Raw genomic sequence first — 17,978 nt, 5'->3', positions numbered from 1 at the left:
GTTTCGGCTGTAACCCGCGCTTGAATTCTGCAATCAAGCGGGAGCTTTTCAAGCAGGATTTGATGCAAATTTTATTTAATTAGAGTCTTTTCCGACTCAGAAAAAGCCAGCGGGCCATAGAGGATCAACCCCGGCTGCGTCACCTGGGCATCCTGCAGCATCCGGGCCAGTTCCTCGACCGTTGTGCGCAAAAGACGTTGATGCGGATGGCCGACAGCCTCGGCAAACAAGGCCGGGGTGCTGCCGGGCAAACCATGGGCACGCAGCCCTTTGGCCAGTTCGGGGAAACTGCGCTGACCCATGAAAACCACCGTGGTGACTTTGGGATCGGCGATGGCGGTCCAGTTGATATCGTCAGGCAATTGCCCCGTGACGTCCGCCCCTGTCACAAATTGCAACCGCCGTGCTGTCAGACGACGGGTCAGCGGAATCCCTGCGGCGGCGGCCGCCGCGCTGGCCGAGGTGACGCCCGGAATGATTTCGAACGGGATGCCCGCTTCGGTCAGGGCGATCAGCTCTTCTTCCAGCCGTCCGAAAATACCGGAATCGCCGGATTTCAGCCGCACGACCCGTCGCCCCATCTGCGCATGGCTGACCAGTTGCATGTTCACATGCTCTTGCCGGGCAGAAGGGCGCCCGGCCCTTTTCCCCACGGAAATCAGTTCTGCCTTTGGATTGACGTGATCCAGCACCGGGCCAGAGGCCAGATCGTCAAACAGCACCACATCGGCCAGCGCCAGTCGGTTGACGGCTTTCAAGGTCAGCAATTCCGGATCGCCCGGCCCTGCCGAGACAAGTGAGACAAAGCCGGTGGCGGGATCAGCATCAGGCACGGAAAAACCCTTCTGGAACAGGTGTCAGCTATATCATCCGTGATCCGACAAACAATCCTGTCAGGCATGGGAAAGCTGATACTGCACCACATCCGTGCGACCTGTGGCAAAAGATGCGGCACAAGCCGCCAGATACATGCGCCAGACGCGGATAAATTCATCATCAAAGCCCATCGCCCTGACCTGAACCTGACACAGATCGAAACGCTTCAGCCATTCACGCAAGGTGCGGGCATAGCTGAAGCCGAAGTTGAAGCTTTCCTCGATCCGCAAACCTGCCCGCGATGCCTCGGCCTCGAACCGGCTGGGCGAGGGCAGCATGCCGCCCGGAAAGATGAAACTGCGGATCATATCCGGCCCCCGGCGATAGACATTGAACAAGTCATCGGCAATCGTGATCGTCTGGATCATCGCGCGGCCCTTGTCTGACAGCACCTGTGCCAGTTTGCCGAAATAGGTCGGCCAGTATCGTTCGCCCACCGCCTCGAACATCTCGATCGAGACGACATGATCATAGCGGCTGGTTTCATCGCGATAATCCTGCAAGGCAATATCGGCATGGGGGCCAAGGCGTTCGCGGGCATAATCGGCCTGTTCGTGCGATAGCGTCAGGCCCTTCGGCGCAAAATCCCCCCGCTCCAACGCGCGTTCGGCAAAACCGCCCCAGCCACAGCCGATTTCCAGCAGCCTGCCGGATGCGCCCGCCAGATGGTCGATGATCCGGTCATATTTTCGCTGCTGCGCCATGTGCAAATCGTCATCCGGCTGAAACAGCGCGGATGAATAGGTCATGCTTTCATCCAGCCACAGACTGTAAAAATCGTTTCCCAGATCGTAATGCGCCCGAATGTTCCGCTTTGCGCCCGACCGGCTGTTACGGTTCAGCGCGTAAAGCGCCCTGGTGATCAGCGCCTGCCAGCGGCGGCCAAAGATATAGGGGTGCAGGGCGTCGATATTCAGCATGGCGACCATGATCAACGCCTCGAGATCGCGGGTATCGCACCAGTGGTCGCGATATGCTTCGGTCATGCCAATATCGCCCCGCGCCGCAAGGGCTGCGATGGCACGCCAGTCGTGAATGGCCAGGTCACCATGCGGGCCGGGATGCGGGCCCTGAAATTCGTGCAAAACCCCATCTGGCGTCGTGATCGCCAGCGTGCCGTGCTGGATCTGGGCGACTGCGTCCAGAAACTGGCTGGTCAGGCGGCTTTCAAACAGCATGAACAAGACTTCCCTGTTTTGAAGTCCCTCAGCCCTGTGATGGTCACCTGTAAGTTCAACTTTGAACGCGGCACGAGGGACAGGCCCCGGCGGTGGTAGCCGCCAAAGGGGGCAAACATTTTTTATCATCAAAGAATGATGCAGGGGGAAAAATTCCGCAAGCCTTGGATAATTCGGATTGCGGAAACGCGCCTTTCGCACCGCTGCCGCGCTGGCGACAGAAAAGGTGGCTGGCTTGGTGACAGATCGAAATGGCGGGATTTCGGGATTGCTGGCTGGCGTTACTGCTGGCTTGCTATCTTGTTTGCACAGATAGGGCACCCGTCGCCATAGGTCAAGAAAAATCTTTAAAAACAAATGGTTGATAAGTTTTGTCGGATAATGGCCCGTCACGAAAAATGCCGCGATTTCGTTTCAGTCAGTCAGGTTTTTCAATAAGTTGCCGGGCGCGGCTGAGATCGTCGCCTGTGTTCACATTGAAAAACGGATCGATCTTTCCGGCATCCCAGACCGCAATTTCTGCGCCATTTCGGTCCGCGAAATCACGCACCCGGCGATAGCCCGCCAGCAGATACGCCCGCAATTCGTCCCGCAGTCGCGTTGGCCAAAGGCCGAAGATCGGATGCTGTGCAAGGTTGCCATCGGCGTCACGGCTCGCTGCCAGCACCGGATGCTGGCCGTCATAGGATGCCGTGAATTTGTCCAGCAGGTCATGTGGAAAGAACGGCGTATCCCCCGCGGCGGTCAGAATTGCCGTTGCATTCAGACCGGCGGCCCAATCCATGCCCGCCAGAATACCGGCCAGCGGCCCCGGATAATTCGGCAGCGAATCCGCAATCACCGGCAATCCGTATGTCGCAAAACGCGATGGATCGCCATTGGCGTTTAGCGCAATGGTCCCCGATTGTGGCCGAAGCCGGTCAATGATGTGGTGAAGCATTGGCTGATCGCCAAGCATCCGCATGGGTTTATCCCCGCCCCCCATGCGGGTGGCGCGCCCTCCGGCAAGGATGATGGCGGGATAACGTTCCATGGCCAGACTGTGGGCCAGCCAATGCTGCGTCGCAAGCGCCTATTGCAGCGGCAGATGCATCAGTTTGTCCGGATTGCGGGTGACGTAGATGGCTTTGACCACGCCCTCCTCGATCTCAAGCGCGGTTGTTTGCAGGACACCGCTGACGCGGCTGACAAAGCCCGGAAGCCCGTCGATCGAGACGACGCCCAAAAGCTCATTCTGGTCACCGGCTTTGCGGGCAAGGCCGCCATACAGGCGCAGCAATTTATCCTTGCCATGGATGACATTCGTATAGGCCGTCACCTTGCCGCCGCCGTCAGACAGCAATGCCGCATCCTGCGCCAGCATCGCCCCAAGCGAGACGGGATCACCGGTCTTGCAGGCCGCAAAGAAGGCCTGAACGAATTTCTGCGCATCATCGGGGGCCAGTTGATAACGCGGCTGTTCGGCACGCACATGGGTCCGCGCGCGCGAGGCCAATTGCCGGGTCGCATCAGCGCTGCGCCCGATGGTTTGCGCAACCTCGCCCAAGGATTGACCGAACACATCGTGCAACAGAAATGCCGCGCGTTCCAAAGGTGACAGCCGCTCCAGCGCCAGCATCAATGTCAGGGTCAGGTTATCTTGCCGCAAGTTGTCGTCTGCAGGCTCGATCAACGGTTCGGCAACCATGTGCCGGGATAGACCTCTCGACGATGTCGGGCCGACCGCATCTGGTCAATGCACGCGCGGGTCACGACGCGCGTCAACCACGCCGCAGGGCTGGCAATCTGTCCACGATCCGTGCGGTTCCACCGCAGCCAAGCCTCTTGCACGACGTCTTCGGCCTCGTGATGCGACCCCAGCATGCGATAACCAAGGCGCAGCAGACGGGGTCGCTGCGCCTCGAAGATATCGGTGTCGGACTCAGCCGACATTCGGCAATTCGGCCGGATGTGCGGCGCGGAAGCCGACCTGCACCCGGTTCCACAGATTGATCGCGCCGATGGCCAGCGACAACCATGATGCCTCATCCGCGTTGAATTCAGCCTGAACCAAGGCCCAATCCTCATCCGGTGCGCCAGTTTCCGCCAAGCGGGTCAGCGATTCCGTCCAGGCAAGGGCCGCACGCTCTCTTGCGGAATACAGATGGCTTTCACGCCATGCGGTCAGCATATACAGCCGGATCGGCTTTTCCCCGTCGCGCAGCGCCTCGGACGTGTGCATGTGGATGCAATAGGCGCAGCCGTTGATCTGCGATGCACGCAGCTTGACCAGATGCAGCAAAGGCGCCTCTAACGGACTGTTTTTCAAGGCATTCTCCAAGGCAATGACAGGTTTGAAACCGGCATCGGCCCGCTTCAAATAATCGATTATCCGAGGTGACATGGATCGTCCTTTCAATATTGATACGAATATGACGCCGCATGATCACTGATTGTGACATCACCCAAAGCATTTTTTCGGCCTGTCCAAAAATCGCCCTATTTGCAAGCTCCGCCGAATAGTTGACAATTTTACCCTGACGTTCGATACGGAGGCAAAGTCGCCCTAAGGGTCATTCGGAATTGTTCTGCGCCTGTGCATGCAATTCCCACCTTGCGGCAGAATCGAATGCGGAAAGAGACAAGGAACATCATGAGTCATATGCCGCTGTCGCGCCTTGGTGCTGGTATCGCTGTCACGCTTGCCTGTCTGGTGGCGTCACCTGTGGCTGCACAGCAGCAAACATCGCCTTCGACCCCAGAAGTGACCGCCCCCGCCGCACAAGGCGAAGCGCCAGCACAGCAGGCGCCGGCGGCACAGACAACCGTTCCCCCGCAGCAAGGCGCACCAGCAGAGGCGCCCGCACAGGCAGAGGTGCCCGCACAGGCAGAGGCGCCCGCACCAGCAGAGCCAGAGGCACAGGCGCCCGTCGCGGAAACCACCCCAGAACCCGCCCCAGAACCCACCCCAGAACCCGCAGAGGAAACCAGCATCCTGCCGCAGTCGGTGCAGGACGCATTGGCCCCTGTGATGCCCCCGTCAGACACACGCGACCCTAACCTGCCACATAACCTGTCGCCCATGGGGATGTTCTGGGCTGCCGATTGGGTCGTCAAGGCGGTGATGGTCGGGCTGGCATTCGCCTCGGTCGTGACCTGGACTGTTCTGGTCGCCAAGATGTTGGAACTGTGGGGTGCAAGTTCGCGGGCCGAAGCTGGCATCAAGCGCGTTGCACGGGCCGCCACCCTGTCCGACGCCGTATCTGCAACCGGCACACGCACAGACCCTGTTTCGCGCATGATCCGCGCTGCTGCCGACGAATATGACCGATCGCTGATCGCCGTCGATCAGGCAGGTGACGACGGGCTGAAAGAGCGGGTCGATTCGCATCTGGACCGGGTCGAGGCTGTCGCCGGTCGCCGCATGGCGCGTGGCACCGGGGTTCTGGCAACCATCGGCTCTACCGCGCCTTTCGTTGGTCTGTTCGGCACCGTCTGGGGGATCATGAACGCCTTTATCGGGATTTCAGAATCGCAGACGACCAATCTGGCCGTCGTCGCCCCCGGTATCGCCGAGGCGCTACTGGCCACCGCCATCGGTCTGGTCGCGGCCATTCCCGCCGTTGTGATCTATAACGTCTTCGCCCGCGCGATCACCGGGTATCGCCTGCGTCTTGCCAATGCCGCCGCAGGCGTGCGCCGCATGGTTAGCCGCGATCTGGACTTTCGCGGCATGACCACGCCCGCAGCCACCAACCGGGAGGTTTGATCCATGGCCGGTGGTATCCGCGAATCCCAGGGCGACGATCTGGTTGAAAACCACGAAATCAACGTCACGCCCTTTATCGACGTGATGCTGGTGCTGCTGATCATCTTCATGGTCGCGGCCCCGCTGGCGACGGTCGATATCAATGTGGACCTGCCGGTATCCAACGCGACCCCGGCCGATCGTCCACAGCAGCCCGTCTTTATCACGGTTCAACCCGACCTGACGCTGTCCATCGGCAATGACAACCTTCCGGTCAGCGCCCTTGGCCCGGCTTTGGCCAAAGTGACGAACAACAACAAGGAAGAGCGGATTTTTCTGCGCGCCGATAAAGAGGTCGCCTATGGCGATCTGATGGATGTGATGAACTCCATGCGCGACAATGGCTATCTGAAGATCGCGCTTGTCGGGTTGGAAAGCACCGTGGCTCCGACTGCGGGCGCAACACCCGTCACACCAGCAAATGAGGCAGCGGCGCAATGAGCAACCGCCGGGACATCCTTGGCGAAGGTGCCATCTGGGTCGGGGCAGCCGTTCTGATCACCGCGCTGCATCTCGGCGGCGGGGTCTGGATCGCACATCGGGCCGTCGCAATGGCACCGCCGGGCTTGCCTGAAGCAATTTACATCGACCTTACGCCGCCCCCCGAGGAAGTTGCTGCAGAACAGCCCGTGGAAGAGGTTCAGGAAGAGCCTGTCGAGGAAACCGAACCGGAACCCGAACCAGAGCCAGAACCAGAGCCAGAGCCAGAACCAGATGTGGTCGAGGAAATCAAACTTCCCGAGTTGCCGCAGTTGGAGCCGATCGAGGATTTCGCATCCCTGATCCCGCAAATGGACAGCCCATCGGCGCTGGCCTTGACCTCATCCGTCGCGCCGCAGCGCCGTCCCGAACGCCGCGAGCCGGAACCCCGCCGCGAACCGGAACCGCAACGTGAACGTCAGCGTGAACCGGAACCGCGCCGTCAGGCCCAACCGCAGCAACAGCCCGCCCGGCAGCAAAGGGCCGCCCCGCAAGGGACCGCTGGTCCAAGCGCGCAGCAAGTGGCGAACATGCAGGCACAATGGCAAGCGCAGGTCGGTGCCTGCATCGCCCGTCAGGTCAGCCGGGTGAATGCCAGAACCGGTGGAACAAGGCTGGTCGTGAACATCTCGGTCGCCAGTAATGGGCGCGTTCAGGGTGTGGGCCTTGCGGGGTCATCCGGTGACGCGCGAACCGATCAGGCGATTACCCGCGCGGCCCAAAGGGCAAGATGTCCGGCGGCACCCCGTGGCTATCCAAATGCCAGCGCGACATTTCAACAGCCATTGACGATCAACTGATTGGTCGCAGTCCGCGTCAAGGACGGAATCGCGCCATCATGGCTCCGCCCTCAGGACCGGGAGATGAACCGGTTTCATCCGACGGCAATGCAGGTGTGTCTCGGTCGTGTTGACGCGGATCGGCATCAAAGCGGCGGCGGGAGGATTGGTCTTGCGAGAAAAGGCTCACCGGTATCAAAGCCATTGGCCATTTCCGGTGCTTACGGTCAAATAACCGCATCCCATTCAGCAGGAGCGTCGGATGTTTGGGAAAAGCTGTCCCCTTTTTGCTGCACGGCGGCCTATTGCTGGCTGTGAGGTGACAGATCGTGGTTGAGCTTCACGCCAGCGTTCTGACGACGAATGGCAGCGCGGCCAGCGGCCCCCCCGATGCCCGCTTTCCTTATTGGAGCTTTACCAAAACCATCATCGCCATCTGTGCGATGAAGCTGATGCAGGCTGGCAGGCTGGATCTGGATGCAACCCTGCCCGATCAAAGCTTCTCCATGTGGGAACTGCTGCGCCATGATGCCCGGCTGCCGGATTACGGGCAACTGCCCGATTACCATCGCGCCGTCGCGGGGGGCGGCCTGCCTTGGACCGCGCAAGACATGTTGGATCGGGTTGCGACGGCGCTCCCGGCCCGAACGGATGGCTGGACCTATTCCAACATCGGCTACATGTTCGCGCGTGATCATCTGCAGCACTGCGCCGACGAAGTTTTTGGCGATATGGTGCAACGGCTGATCTGCCGGCCACTGGGGCTGAAAACGGTCCGTCTGGCCACCGCGCAGCAAGATTTCGCCGGGCTGCATTGGCCCGAAGCTGCCAACTACAACCCGGCATGGGTTTATCACGGCTGTCTGATCGGCAACGCGGCCGAGGCCGCCCGCATCCTGCACGCCCTGATGTCAGGCGAACTTCTGGCGCCCAGCCTGACGCGAAAAATGCTGGATGCGCTGCCTGTGGGCGGGGCACTGCAGGGGCGGCCATGGCAAAGCTGCGGCTATGGACTGGGACTGATGATCGGGCGGATGCAAGGGGCCGGGCTCGCCATCGGCCATACAGGCGGCGGACCGTTCAGCACCAATGCCATCTACCATTTTCCAGACATGCCCAACGCGCCCACAGTGGCCACATTCATTCATGGCACGGATGAGGGCGCCGCAGAATATCAGGCCGTCCGATTGGCCACCGGATTACGGTGACGGCTGGTTTTCTTCCGGCAGACCCGGCGTCACGTTTTGCTGCGCATCCTGTGCGTTCTCGACCGCTTCACCCGCGTCCGGCATCGCATCATCGCCATCCACAAGCCGGTTTTCGTCCCACTCACCCGATGCGACCTCGCCGCTGGCATAGCGCATGACGCCCTGCCCCTGACGCTTGCCGGCAGCGAACTCTCCCTCATAGGTGTCGCCGCTGGCATAGGTGGCGACGCCGCTGCCGTCGATCTCTCCGGTTTTCCAGCCGCCTTCATAGATGAAGCCGTCGGGGGCTGTCAGCTTGCCCTGGCCTTCGCGCAGGCCATTCACGAAACCGCCAGTATAGACGCTGCCATCGGCATAGGTGGCCTGACCCTCGCCATGCCGCTGCCCTTCCTTCCAGGCCCCGGTATAAACGTAACCGTCGGGATAGGTGATCCGGCCCTGCCCGTCGCTGCGGGCATTGCGGAAACCGCCCTCATAGATGACCTGATTGCCGTAAACGGCCTTCCCCTCGCCCTGGATCACGCCGTCCGCCCAGTTGCCTTCATAGGTCGACCCGTCGGTATAGGTGATCTTGCCCGTGCCATTCGGGCGGTCTGCCTTCATCTCACCCACATAGACCGACCCGTCGGGATAGGTGATCTGACCCCGACCCTCCATCCGGCCTTCGACCCAAGACCCGGAATAGACATAGCCATCGGTGCCGGTGAACGTGCCCTGACCATGGCGGCGGTCCGACGAGAAGACACCATCATAGACATCGCCGTTCTGATAGGTCGCGATGCCCTTGCCTTCCCGGCGGCCATTGCGCATCTCACCCTCGTATTTGTCGCCCGAGGACTGAACCAGCACGCCGGTGCCCGACATCTGCCCCGCCGACCAGATGCCGTCATAGGTCATGCCATCGGCCATGACCAGCTTGCCCTTGCCCGCACGCTGCCCGGCCAGCATGCCGCCTTCGTAAACGGCGCTGTCGGGATAGGTGATCTTGCCCTGACCTTCCTTGACGCCCGCATTCCAGTCGCCTTCGTATTTGTAGCCGTTGGTCTGGGTCAGCGTGCCTTTGCCCTGATGCAGCCCCTTGACGAACTGGCCGGTATAAACGCTGCCATTGGCGTAACGGGCCACACCCTGGCCGGTGATGTCGCCGTTGATCCAGTCACCTTCATAAGTGCCGCCATCGGCATAAGTGATCTTGCCGGTGCCGCTCGGTTTACCTTCGGCAAATTGGCCTTCATAGACTGAACCGTTGGGATAGGTCGCCTTGCCCTGCCCAAGGATCTGATTGTTCATCCAGTCGCCTTCATAGCGAAAGCCGTTCGGCAGCGTATAGGTGCCGCGCCCGTGTTTCAGGCCATTGCGGAACGTCCCTTCATAGACGCCGCCATCATCATATTGCTTGATCTCGACCTGTGCATTTGCCGCAGTCGCTGACAAAATCAGCGCCAGCGCCACCCCACCTGCCCATGTTGCCGCCGTCATCGCATTCGCCCTTTGCGTTTTGCCAATGGTCTAGCGCAGCGGAACCGAATGCGCAAAGCCCGACTTTTCCTTTGTCGAACCTTCGCCTATCACGGTGGCGAGAGAAGCAGAGGCTATACCATGACCGATCGTTTCCGCCTGACCATCGGGCAGCTGAACGCCACCGTCGGCGACCTGCCCGGCAACGCAGCCAAGGCCCGCCACGCATGGGAAACCGCCCGCGATGCCGGGGCCGACATGCTGGCCCTGCCCGAAATGTTCATTACCGGCTATCAAACACAGGATCTGGTGCTGAAACCCGCCTTCACCGAAGATGCGGTGGCCGAGGTGATGAAGTTCGGCGCATCCTGCACCAACGGCCCGGCAGTCGGTATCGGCGGCCCGTGGCGCGAAGGGGACAAGCTTTATAACGCCTATTTCGTGTTCAAGGACGGCAAGCTGGTCGCCCGCGTGCTGAAACATCACCTGCCCTATAAGCAACTGTTCGATGAACTGCGCCTGTTCGACAGCGGCGCCATCAGCGGCCCTTACCCGGTTGGCGGTATCCGCATCGGATCACCCATCTGCGAAGACAGCTGGTATCCCGACGTGGCTGAAACGCTGGCCGAAACCGGCGCTGAAATCCTGATCGTGCCCAATGGCAGCCCCTATCACCGCAACAAGCTGGACTTGCGCATGGGCCATATGGTTGGCCGCGTTGTCGAAACCGGACTGCCACTGGTCTATGTGAACATGGTCGGCGGTCAGGACGATCAGCTTTATGACGGCGCCAGCTTCGTGCTGAATCCAGGCGGCAAAAAAGTCGTCCAACTGCCCCCGTTCGAGGAAGTCATCACCACGATCGACTTTACCCGCACCGAGGAAGGCTGGCGGGCCGAGCCGGGAATGATGGCCCCGCAGCCTGACGAATGGGAACAGGACTATCATGCGATGATGATGGGCCTGCGCGAATACCTGCGGAAGTCCGGGTTCTCCAAGGTTCTTCTGGGCATGTCGGGCGGTATCGATTCGGCATTGGTGGCCACGATCGCGGCCGACGCCATAGGCCCCGAAAACGTGCGCTGCGTCATGCTGCCATCGGAATATACCTCGCAAGCCAGCCTTGATGACGCGGCCGATTGCGCCAACCGTCTTGGCACCCGGCTGGATACGGTCAAGATCGACGGCGCGCGCGATGCGGTCGAAGATGCCTTGGCACATCTGATGGAAGGGACAAAGCCCGACACGACCGAGGAAAACATCCAGTCCCGCCTGCGGGGGGTCATGCTGATGGCAATCTCGAACAAATTCGGGGAAATGCTGCTGACAACGGGCAACAAATCCGAAGTCGCGGTCGGCTATGCCACCATCTATGGCGATATGGCGGGCGGCTATAACCCGATCAAGGATCTGTATAAAACCCGCGTGTTTGAAACCTGCCGCTGGCGGAACCAGAACCACCGCGACTGGATGATGGGCAAGGCCGGTGAAGTCATTCCGCCGCAAATCATCAGCAAGCCACCATCAGCCGAACTCCGCCCGGATCAGAAAGACAGCGATTCCCTGCCGCCCTATGACATCCTGGACGCGATCCTTGAAGGATTGGTCGAAAAGGATCTGGCGCTGAAGGATCTGGTCGCGCAGGGCTTTGACGAAGCCACCGTCAAACAGGTCGAAAAGCTTTTGTTCACCAGCGAGTGGAAGCGGTATCAGGCTGCACCCGGTCCCCGCATCTCGACCAAGGCGTTCTGGCTGGACCGTCGCTATCCGCTGGTCAACCGCTGGCGCGACAGCCTGTAGCGAAAATCAGGGGGCGCTGCCCCCATCCCTGCGGGATTCCCCCGGGATATTTGACGACCCAAGCAAAGCAAAACGCCCCGCTCCGCAAAGGAACGAGGCGTCTGCTTCGGTCACGGTCATCGGCGTCCCCGCCTGTACCGTAAGGTCGTTCTACCGCAGGCCGGTTAAGAAAAGCCTAACACCTCTGCATTGGTCTGAAAATATCCACGGGGGTCCGGGGGCAGTCAGCCCCCGGCTGTCGCGCTGTCAGATACAGCGCCCGCCATCAACCTCCATCGCCACACCCGTGATCATCGACGCTTCGTCCGAGGCCAGAAAGCAGGCAGCATTGCCCAGATCTTCGGGAGTCGAGAAGCGGCCAATGGGGATGGTCGACAGGAATTTTGCCCGCATGTCCGGGGTATCTTCGCCCATGAAGCTTTTCAGCAGCGGCGTATCCCCCGCGACCGGGTTAAGCGCATTGACGCGGATGCCGAACGGAGCGAGTTCAATCGCCATCGCTTTGGTGGCGGTGATCAGCCAACCCTTTGACGCGTTATACCAATTCAGGCGCGGGCGTGGCGACACACCTGCAGTTGACGCTATATTGACGATGCTTCCGTATTTCGCCTGTTTCATCAGCGGCACGATTTCACGGGCCAGCAGATAGACCGATTTGCAATTCACGGCCATGACGCGGTCGAAATCCTCTTCGCTGACATCCTCCATCAATGCCGGCAGATGGGTGACGCCCGCGTTGTTCACCAGAATGTCGATGCGACCAAAGGTGTTCATCGTGGTCTGCGCCAGGGCCGCGACACTGACACCGTCGGCGACATCGCATCGCACCGCGCGGGCACCAAGCGTCGCCGCAACCTGATCCGCTGCCGCTTGGTTGATATCGGCGACGACCACCTGCGCCCCTTCTGCCGCGAATTTCCGGGCAATGCCCGCGCCAAAACCCGAGCCTGCGCCGGTGACGATCGCGATCTTGTCCTGAAGCCTCATGCCTTCCTCCTCTTTGCGGGTAATTTGCCAGAGGCTGCGCGCCATGCAACCCGCTTTACGCCGACAGCGCGGCGGAATAGCGTCGGTGCATGTTGCGCTATCTGTTCCGCCGAATTCTGTCTTTGGGGCTAAGCCTGCTGGTTGCCTCGGCGCTGATCTTTTCGGTGGTCGAACTGGTGCCGGGCGATCCGGCCAGTTTCATGCTGGGCACGGGCGCGCAACCGGAAACCGTGGCCGCGCTGCGCGAGCAGATGGGTTTGGATCAGCCCTTGCCCATCCGTTATGCAAGCTGGCTGGGCACGATCTTGCAAGGTGACTTCGGGACCAGCTTCACCTATAAAACGCCGGTTGCAGGAATGATCCTTGACCGGATTCAGGTTTCGTTGCCGCTGGCGATCATGGCATTGCTGCTGGCGACGGCAATTGCTTTTCCAATAGGGCTATACGCAGCCTCGCATCGCGGGCGGGCGGGTGATGTTGCGGTCATGGGGGGCACGCAACTGGGGATCGCGCTGCCGAATTTCTGGTTCGCGATGCTGCTGGTGCTGATCTTCGCGGTGAAGCTGCGCTGGTTTCCGGCCGGCGGCTTTCCCGGCTGGTCACAGCCCCTTGCTGCGCTGAAGGCGCTGTTGCTGCCCGCCATCGCGCTGGCCCTGCCGCAGGCGGCCATTCTGGCCCGCGTGCTGCGGTCCGCGCTGATCGAAACGCAGGGCCAGGATTACATCCGCACGGCCCGGGCCAAGGGTCTGACCGAACGGCAAACGCTGCACCGCCATGCGCTGCGCAATGCGCTGATCCCGGTGCTGACGATTTTGGGCATGCAGTTTTCCTTTCTGCTGGCCGGGGCCATCATCATCGAGAATGTCTTCTATCTGCCCGGCCTTGGCCGTCTGATCTTTCAGGCGATCACGCAGCGCGATCTGATCGTGGTGCAATCGGCCGTGCTGGTGCTGGTTGCTGCGGTGATTGCGGTGACGTTCATCGTCGATCTGGCTTATGCCATCATTGATCCAAGACTGCGCAAGACATGAGACAGACGGGAATGATCCTTGGCGCGGCACTGGCCGGGCTGGCTTTGCTGGCGGCGGCGCTGTCATGGTTCTGGACACCCTTTGACGTGACGCAGATGGCGATTGCCGACAAGCTGCAGGGGCCGACGGTCGTGCATTGGTTCGGCACGGATCACTTTGGCCGCGATATCCTGTCGATGGTTATGGTCGGCGCACGCACCTCGATCGCGGTGGCGCTGGTCGCGGTGGGCATTGGCATGGGGATCGGTGTGCCCCTGGGGCTGATCGCGGCGTCACATCGCGGGCGCTGGCTGGATGAGGTCATCATGCGCGGCAACGACCTGATCTTTGCCTTTCCCTCGCTGGTCAGTGCGATCCTGTTTGCGGCGGTGTTCGGGCCATCCGCGCTGAACGCGATCATCGCCATCGGTATTTTCAACATCCCCGTCTTTGCCCGCGTCACCCGCGCCGCCGCACTGCCGATCTGGACGCTGGACTACATTCGCGCGGCCGAGGTCGCGGGTAAGGGAACAACGCTGATCAGCCTGCAACATGTCCTGCCCAACATCACGAACCTGCTGATCGTGCAGGGCACCATCCAGTTTTCGCTGGGCATTCTGGCCGAGGCGGGGCTGTCCTATGTCGGCCTAGGGGCGCAGCCGCCAACGCCAAGCTGGGGTCGGATGCTGGCCGAGGCGCAGACCATGGTCACATTGGCGCCACATGTGGCGATCATTCCGGGGCTGTGCATCGTGCTGACGGTTCTGGGGCTGAACCTGCTGGGCGACGGGCTGCGTGACATGCTGGACCCCCGGCTAAAGGCGATGCGATGATCCAGACACGCAGCCTGTCGGTCAGGATCGGCGATCAGCCTATTGTGGATCGGGTCGATCTGGACCTGCCTTTGGGCACAATTACCGGATTGGTGGGCGAATCCGGCAGCGGCAAATCCATGACGGCACTGGCCATCATTGGGTTGCTGCCGCATCACGCCATGGCAAGCGGACAGGTGCTGCTGGATGGCCATGACATCCTGCCTTTGCCAGAGAGCCTGCGATGCCGGCTTCGGGGCAAGCGGATCGGCATGATCTTTCAGGAACCGATGACGGCGCTGAACCCGCTGATGACGATTGGCGATCAGGTGGCCGAAACCCTGCTGATCCATAGCGGCATCGACCGGGCCGAGGCCTTGGCGCAAGCCCGTGACCAGCTGAACCGGGTCGGTCTGCCGGCGCCGCGCTTTCCGCTGGACCTGTATCCGCACCAGCTTTCGGGCGGCCAGCGTCAGCGTGTCGCCATCGCGCTGGCCATCGCCCTGCGCCCCGACCTGTTGATCGCGGATGAGCCGACGACCGCTCTGGATGTCACCACGCAGGCGCAAATCCTTGATCTGCTGCATAAGTTGGTGCGCGACGAAGGCATGGCGATGCTGCTGATCACGCATGATCTGGCGGTCGTGGCGGGTCATGCCGATCAGGTCGCGGTGATGCAGGCGGGCAAGATCGTGGAAACCGGCCCGACCGAGGCCGTGTTTCGCACGCAAAAGCACGCCTATACGCGACAGTTGTTCGCGGCCTCACGTCATGTGCCATCCCTGATCCGCAGCGACGACCCGCAGCCACTGATGCAGGCGCATAACGTGGTTCGCGAATACAGCCTGCCGCATGGCGGGGATATCTTGCGGGCCGTGGATGGCGTCAGCCTGACCATCCATCGTGGGGAAAGCCTTGGCCTTGTCGGCGAATCCGGCAGCGGCAAATCCACCCTGACACGGGCACTTCTGGGTCTTGATCCGCTGCAAGGCGGGCAAATCACATTGGACGGACGGCCCGTGACGGCGGGCCGGTCCATGCCGCGCGATCTGCGTGCCAGGATGCAAGTGGTGTTCCAGGACCCCTTTGGCAGCTTCAATCCGCGCTGGCGGGTCGACCGTCTCATCGCCGAACCGTTCCATCTGACCGGCTATCCGCCTGATTGGCGCAACCGCGTCGCAGCTGCGCTGGAGCAGGTGGAACTGCGGCCCGATGATGCCCGCAAATACATTCACGAATTTTCCGGCGGCCAACGTCAGCGCATCGCGATCGCCCGCGCATTGATTACGCGCCCACAACTGATCGTGCTGGACGAAGCTGTCAGCGCACTGGACGTCCGTGTCCGGGCGCAGGTGCTGAACCTGCTGACCGATCTGCGCAAGACGCATGGCATGGCCTATCTGTTCATCAGCCACGATCTGTCCGTGGTTCGCGGCATCAGCGAACGCGTGCTGGTGATGAAATCCGGCAGGATCGTCGAAGATGGCCCGCCCGAGCAGGTCATGGATGCGCCGCGCGATCCTTATACCCGGCAACTGGTCGCGGCGACGCCACGCATTCCGGCCGATTGGTTCCCTGACCCCGCCTAGGGAACCTCGATCTTGCCGACCAGCGGCAGGTCATCGCTTTGATCGACATTATGCCGTTCGATCATGCGGTGGACCAGCGGATCGCCGTCACCCTGATGCAATTCCCGCAAGCGGACGGCGACTTCGGCATCGGTCTTGGTGCGACGCATATTGTGGCGGATATATTCGTCCCACGTGGCGATGTGATAGCTTTCGGACCACATGTCGGGCCGTTCCAGATCGCGCAGCAAGGCCCAATTGCGGGCGCCGTCACGGCGGCGGATGCCACGCCTGCGACGCATCAGTTGCAGGAATTCGGGCACGTCTTTTTGCGCGATCAGGTAATCGACCATGACCATGATCGGCCCTGATCTGCCGCGCAGATCCAGCCGCAATGCAGGTTCGCGAAAGCGGTTGACCGGGTCCAGATCGGCGGTGCCGAATTCCGGTGCCTTCAGCCAGTAACCAACGACCGCACCAAAGACCAGCACCCCCGCCGCCATGGTCAGTGCCGTGCCGACGCCGGACGTGCCCGACACCATGCCCCAGACCCACGACCCCGCGGCCATACCCCCAAAGGTGGCCGTCTGATACAATGCCAGTGCGCGTGCCACGACCCAACGGGGCGTCGAAAGTTGCACCGTCACATTGAACAGCGACAGGGCCAGGACCCAGGATGCCCCCGCAGGCAACATCGCCAGCCCGTGTAGCCAAAGATTGTCGGTCTGACCCAGAACCAGCGCCGCCAGCGCAAACCCCGCAAAGGCCATGCGCACGATGTTTTCGTTCGGGAAGCGTGCCCGGATACGCGGGTTCAGGATGGCCCCGAAAATCGCCCCCATGCCAAAGCTGCCCAGCAAAGTGCCGTAAAGCAGTGATCCGGCCTCGGGATGTTGCTGGACGACCAGTGGCAGCAGCGCCAGAACCGACACCGCAGCAAAGCCGAACAACGCACCACGCAGCATCACTCGCATCAAATTCGGCGACAGCGCGACATAGCGCAGACCGGCGCCAATGGCGGGCAGGAACGCCTCGGGCGGCGCGGTTCGTGGCGTAACGGGCGGTTTCCAGCGGAACAACGCCCCCAAGAGCGGGATATAGCTGACCGCATTGACGGTGAATGCTGCCGCCGCGCCGAAGACCGCGACGATAAAGCCGCCAGCCGCCGGACCCACGCTGCGCATCAGATTGAACCCGACCGAGTTCAGCGTCACCGCCGCAGGCAGGTCGGCACGCGGCACCAGATCGCCCATGCTTGCCTGCCATGGCGGGTTATACAGCGCCTGCCCCGCCCCGATCAGAAAGGTAAATGTCAGCAGCAACCACGGCGTCAGCCAGCCCTGCCACGCAACGATCGCCAAGATCAAAGATACCGTCGCCATGAAGATTTGCGCAAACAACAGCAGGCTTTTGCGGTCAAAGATATCCGCCAACGCGCCCGAGCCCAGTGCCAGAAGCATGATCGGCAGGGTGTTGGACGCCTGCACCAACGCAATCAACGTGTCGCTGTCGGTCAGTTGCGTCATCATCCACGCAGCACCAACCGCCTGAACAAGCCCCCCGAAGTTCGACACCAGTGTCGCGCCCCATAACAGGCGAAAATCGCGATAACGGAACGGGGCCAGGGCCGAAGATTTGGGCGCGTCGGTATCTGTCACGTCACTGCCTGCTGCGGGAACAATTACACAGTAATCAGGCAGCGCCAAACACACAACGCCGCCCGAAAAGATGGTTTTCCGGCACCTGATCCTTTGCGGTGCCGCCATCATTGCGCGGCATGGCAGCCACGCATGCGCGGCCCAAGCCCTTTATGTCAGGGAATGCCCGCCCAAATCATCGCAGGTGATTTCTATTCACTTGAAACCAAAGCCACACTAAATTGTTCTTTGTTCAGCTAAACTTGATCGAACTGGCACCGTGAAGCCACAGCCGCTATATGCCATGCGGCAAACATTGCATAAATATTGCGGTGGACTTGACGGAGTGGGTTTGTAAACCGCTGATGAAACCCTACCGAATCACCTCTGATTCTGCC

At 61.1% G+C, this 17,978-nt stretch carries 17 protein-coding genes; 8 read left to right on the top strand and 9 right to left on the bottom strand.

Going from position 1 to position 17,978, the window contains the following annotated elements:
* Positions 1 to 71: 71 nt before the first annotated feature.
* The 6 genes from cobA to H4P12_RS07090 all read right to left on the bottom strand — a co-directional run bounded on the left by cobA (position 72) and on the right by H4P12_RS07090 (position 4,437).
* On the bottom strand, positions 72 to 833 hold the full coding sequence (gene cobA, locus H4P12_RS07110; protein WP_187792963.1) for a uroporphyrinogen-III C-methyltransferase: 762 nt from the start codon (positions 831 to 833) through the stop codon (positions 72 to 74).
* Between the two features lie 60 nt (positions 834 to 893).
* A complete protein-coding gene (locus H4P12_RS07105) occupies positions 894 to 2,054 on the bottom strand; it encodes an SAM-dependent methyltransferase (RefSeq protein WP_187792962.1) in 1,161 nt (386 codons plus the stop codon).
* 418 nt (positions 2,055 to 2,472) lie between these two features.
* Positions 2,473 to 3,087, bottom strand: a complete 615-nt coding sequence (mobA, locus tag H4P12_RS07100) for a molybdenum cofactor guanylyltransferase MobA (RefSeq protein ID WP_187792961.1) — start codon at positions 3,085 to 3,087, stop codon at positions 2,473 to 2,475.
* 39 nt (positions 3,088 to 3,126) lie between these two features.
* The gene (locus H4P12_RS07095) at positions 3,127 to 3,726 is read right to left on the bottom strand and encodes a sigma factor-like helix-turn-helix DNA-binding protein (protein ID WP_246449033.1); all 600 of its coding nucleotides are present in this window, start codon (positions 3,724 to 3,726) and stop codon (positions 3,127 to 3,129) included.
* Complete coding sequence (locus H4P12_RS18765) at positions 3,723 to 3,986, bottom strand: sigma factor (RefSeq protein ID WP_246449031.1); 264 nt, start codon at positions 3,984 to 3,986, stop codon at positions 3,723 to 3,725. Before H4P12_RS18765 ends, H4P12_RS07095 begins: the two co-directional genes overlap by 4 nt.
* On the bottom strand, positions 3,976 to 4,437 hold the full coding sequence (locus H4P12_RS07090) for a carboxymuconolactone decarboxylase family protein (RefSeq protein ID WP_187792960.1): 462 nt from the start codon (positions 4,435 to 4,437) through the stop codon (positions 3,976 to 3,978). Before H4P12_RS07090 ends, H4P12_RS18765 begins: the two co-directional genes overlap by 11 nt.
* Before the next feature lie 249 nt (positions 4,438 to 4,686).
* On the opposite strand from H4P12_RS07090, the gene exbB reads away from it, so the two are divergent.
* From exbB to H4P12_RS07070, 4 genes are all read left to right on the top strand, one after another.
* The gene (exbB, locus tag H4P12_RS07085; RefSeq protein ID WP_187792959.1) at positions 4,687 to 5,802 is read left to right on the top strand and encodes a tonB-system energizer ExbB; all 1,116 of its coding nucleotides are present in this window, start codon (positions 4,687 to 4,689) and stop codon (positions 5,800 to 5,802) included.
* 3 nt (positions 5,803 to 5,805) lie between these two features.
* Positions 5,806 to 6,282, top strand: coding sequence for a TonB system transport protein ExbD (gene exbD / locus H4P12_RS07080; protein ID WP_187792958.1), 477 nt, complete (start codon positions 5,806 to 5,808; stop codon positions 6,280 to 6,282).
* On the top strand, positions 6,279 to 7,121 hold the full coding sequence (locus H4P12_RS07075; protein ID WP_187792957.1) for a TonB family protein: 843 nt from the start codon (positions 6,279 to 6,281) through the stop codon (positions 7,119 to 7,121). Before exbD ends, H4P12_RS07075 begins: the two co-directional genes overlap by 4 nt.
* 308 nt (positions 7,122 to 7,429) lie before the next feature.
* Positions 7,430 to 8,308: a serine hydrolase domain-containing protein gene (locus H4P12_RS07070; RefSeq protein WP_343069783.1), complete on the top strand. Its 879-nt coding sequence runs from the start codon at positions 7,430 to 7,432 to the stop codon at positions 8,306 to 8,308.
* On the opposite strand, the gene H4P12_RS07065 is transcribed toward H4P12_RS07070, so the two are convergent.
* Positions 8,300 to 9,787, bottom strand: coding sequence for a 2-isopropylmalate synthase (locus H4P12_RS07065; protein WP_187792956.1), 1,488 nt, complete (start codon positions 9,785 to 9,787; stop codon positions 8,300 to 8,302). The genes H4P12_RS07070 and H4P12_RS07065 overlap by 9 nt on opposite strands.
* A 120-nt stretch (positions 9,788 to 9,907) precedes the next feature.
* Between H4P12_RS07065 and H4P12_RS07060 the strand changes: the two genes are divergently transcribed.
* On the top strand, positions 9,908 to 11,566 hold the full coding sequence (locus H4P12_RS07060; RefSeq protein WP_187792955.1) for an NAD+ synthase: 1,659 nt from the start codon (positions 9,908 to 9,910) through the stop codon (positions 11,564 to 11,566).
* 246 nt (positions 11,567 to 11,812) lie between these two features.
* Here the strand turns inward: H4P12_RS07060 and H4P12_RS07055 are convergent, their stop codons facing one another.
* On the bottom strand, positions 11,813 to 12,553 hold the full coding sequence (locus H4P12_RS07055) for a glucose 1-dehydrogenase (RefSeq protein ID WP_187792954.1): 741 nt from the start codon (positions 12,551 to 12,553) through the stop codon (positions 11,813 to 11,815).
* Between the two features lie 89 nt (positions 12,554 to 12,642).
* Here H4P12_RS07055 and H4P12_RS07050 point away from each other — a divergent pair, with 89 nt between their 5' ends.
* Genes H4P12_RS07050 through H4P12_RS07040 form a run of 3 tightly spaced genes read left to right on the top strand, consistent with a single transcriptional unit; the run spans position 12,643 to position 15,964 of the window.
* The gene (locus H4P12_RS07050; RefSeq protein WP_187792953.1) at positions 12,643 to 13,584 is read left to right on the top strand and encodes an ABC transporter permease; all 942 of its coding nucleotides are present in this window, start codon (positions 12,643 to 12,645) and stop codon (positions 13,582 to 13,584) included.
* Complete coding sequence (locus tag H4P12_RS07045; RefSeq protein WP_246449029.1) at positions 13,581 to 14,396, top strand: ABC transporter permease; 816 nt, start codon at positions 13,581 to 13,583, stop codon at positions 14,394 to 14,396. Before H4P12_RS07050 ends, H4P12_RS07045 begins: the two co-directional genes overlap by 4 nt.
* A complete protein-coding gene (locus tag H4P12_RS07040) occupies positions 14,393 to 15,964 on the top strand; it encodes an ABC transporter ATP-binding protein (protein WP_187792952.1) in 1,572 nt (523 codons plus the stop codon). Before H4P12_RS07045 ends, H4P12_RS07040 begins: the two co-directional genes overlap by 4 nt.
* Here the strand turns inward: H4P12_RS07040 and H4P12_RS07035 are convergent.
* On the bottom strand, positions 15,961 to 17,601 hold the full coding sequence (locus tag H4P12_RS07035; RefSeq protein WP_343069782.1) for an MFS transporter: 1,641 nt from the start codon (positions 17,599 to 17,601) through the stop codon (positions 15,961 to 15,963). The two genes, H4P12_RS07040 and H4P12_RS07035, sit on opposite strands and share 4 nt — an antisense overlap.
* Between the last annotated feature and the right edge of the window lie 377 nt (positions 17,602 to 17,978).

The sequence above is a fragment of the Paracoccus amoyensis genome, from assembly GCF_014490725.1.
GTDB lineage: Bacteria > Pseudomonadota > Alphaproteobacteria > Rhodobacterales > Rhodobacteraceae > Paracoccus > Paracoccus amoyensis.
This window is presented reverse-complemented; position numbering and strand designations above follow the sequence as displayed.

Coding starts and splice junctions, on each gene's coding strand:
- H4P12_RS07105 (WP_187792962.1), bottom strand. CDS start 2,054: ATGCTGTTTGAAAGCCGCCTGACCAGCCAGTTTCTGGACGCAGTCGCC.
- mobA (WP_187792961.1), bottom strand. CDS start 3,087: ATGGAACGTTATCCCGCCATCATCCTTGCCGGAGGGCGCGCCACCCGC.
- H4P12_RS18765 (WP_246449031.1), bottom strand. CDS start 3,986: ATGTCGGCTGAGTCCGACACCGATATCTTCGAGGCGCAGCGACCCCGT.
- H4P12_RS07090 (WP_187792960.1), bottom strand. CDS start 4,437: ATGTCACCTCGGATAATCGATTATTTGAAGCGGGCCGATGCCGGTTTC.
- exbB (WP_187792959.1), top strand. CDS start 4,687: ATGAGTCATATGCCGCTGTCGCGCCTTGGTGCTGGTATCGCTGTCACG.
- exbD (WP_187792958.1), top strand. CDS start 5,806: ATGGCCGGTGGTATCCGCGAATCCCAGGGCGACGATCTGGTTGAAAAC.
- H4P12_RS07075 (WP_187792957.1), top strand. CDS start 6,279: ATGAGCAACCGCCGGGACATCCTTGGCGAAGGTGCCATCTGGGTCGGG.
- H4P12_RS07065 (WP_187792956.1), bottom strand. CDS start 9,787: ATGACGGCGGCAACATGGGCAGGTGGGGTGGCGCTGGCGCTGATTTTG.
- H4P12_RS07060 (WP_187792955.1), top strand. CDS start 9,908: ATGACCGATCGTTTCCGCCTGACCATCGGGCAGCTGAACGCCACCGTC.
- H4P12_RS07055 (WP_187792954.1), bottom strand. CDS start 12,553: ATGAGGCTTCAGGACAAGATCGCGATCGTCACCGGCGCAGGCTCGGGT.
- H4P12_RS07050 (WP_187792953.1), top strand. CDS start 12,643: ATGTTGCGCTATCTGTTCCGCCGAATTCTGTCTTTGGGGCTAAGCCTG.
- H4P12_RS07045 (WP_246449029.1), top strand. CDS start 13,581: ATGAGACAGACGGGAATGATCCTTGGCGCGGCACTGGCCGGGCTGGCT.
- H4P12_RS07040 (WP_187792952.1), top strand. CDS start 14,393: ATGATCCAGACACGCAGCCTGTCGGTCAGGATCGGCGATCAGCCTATT.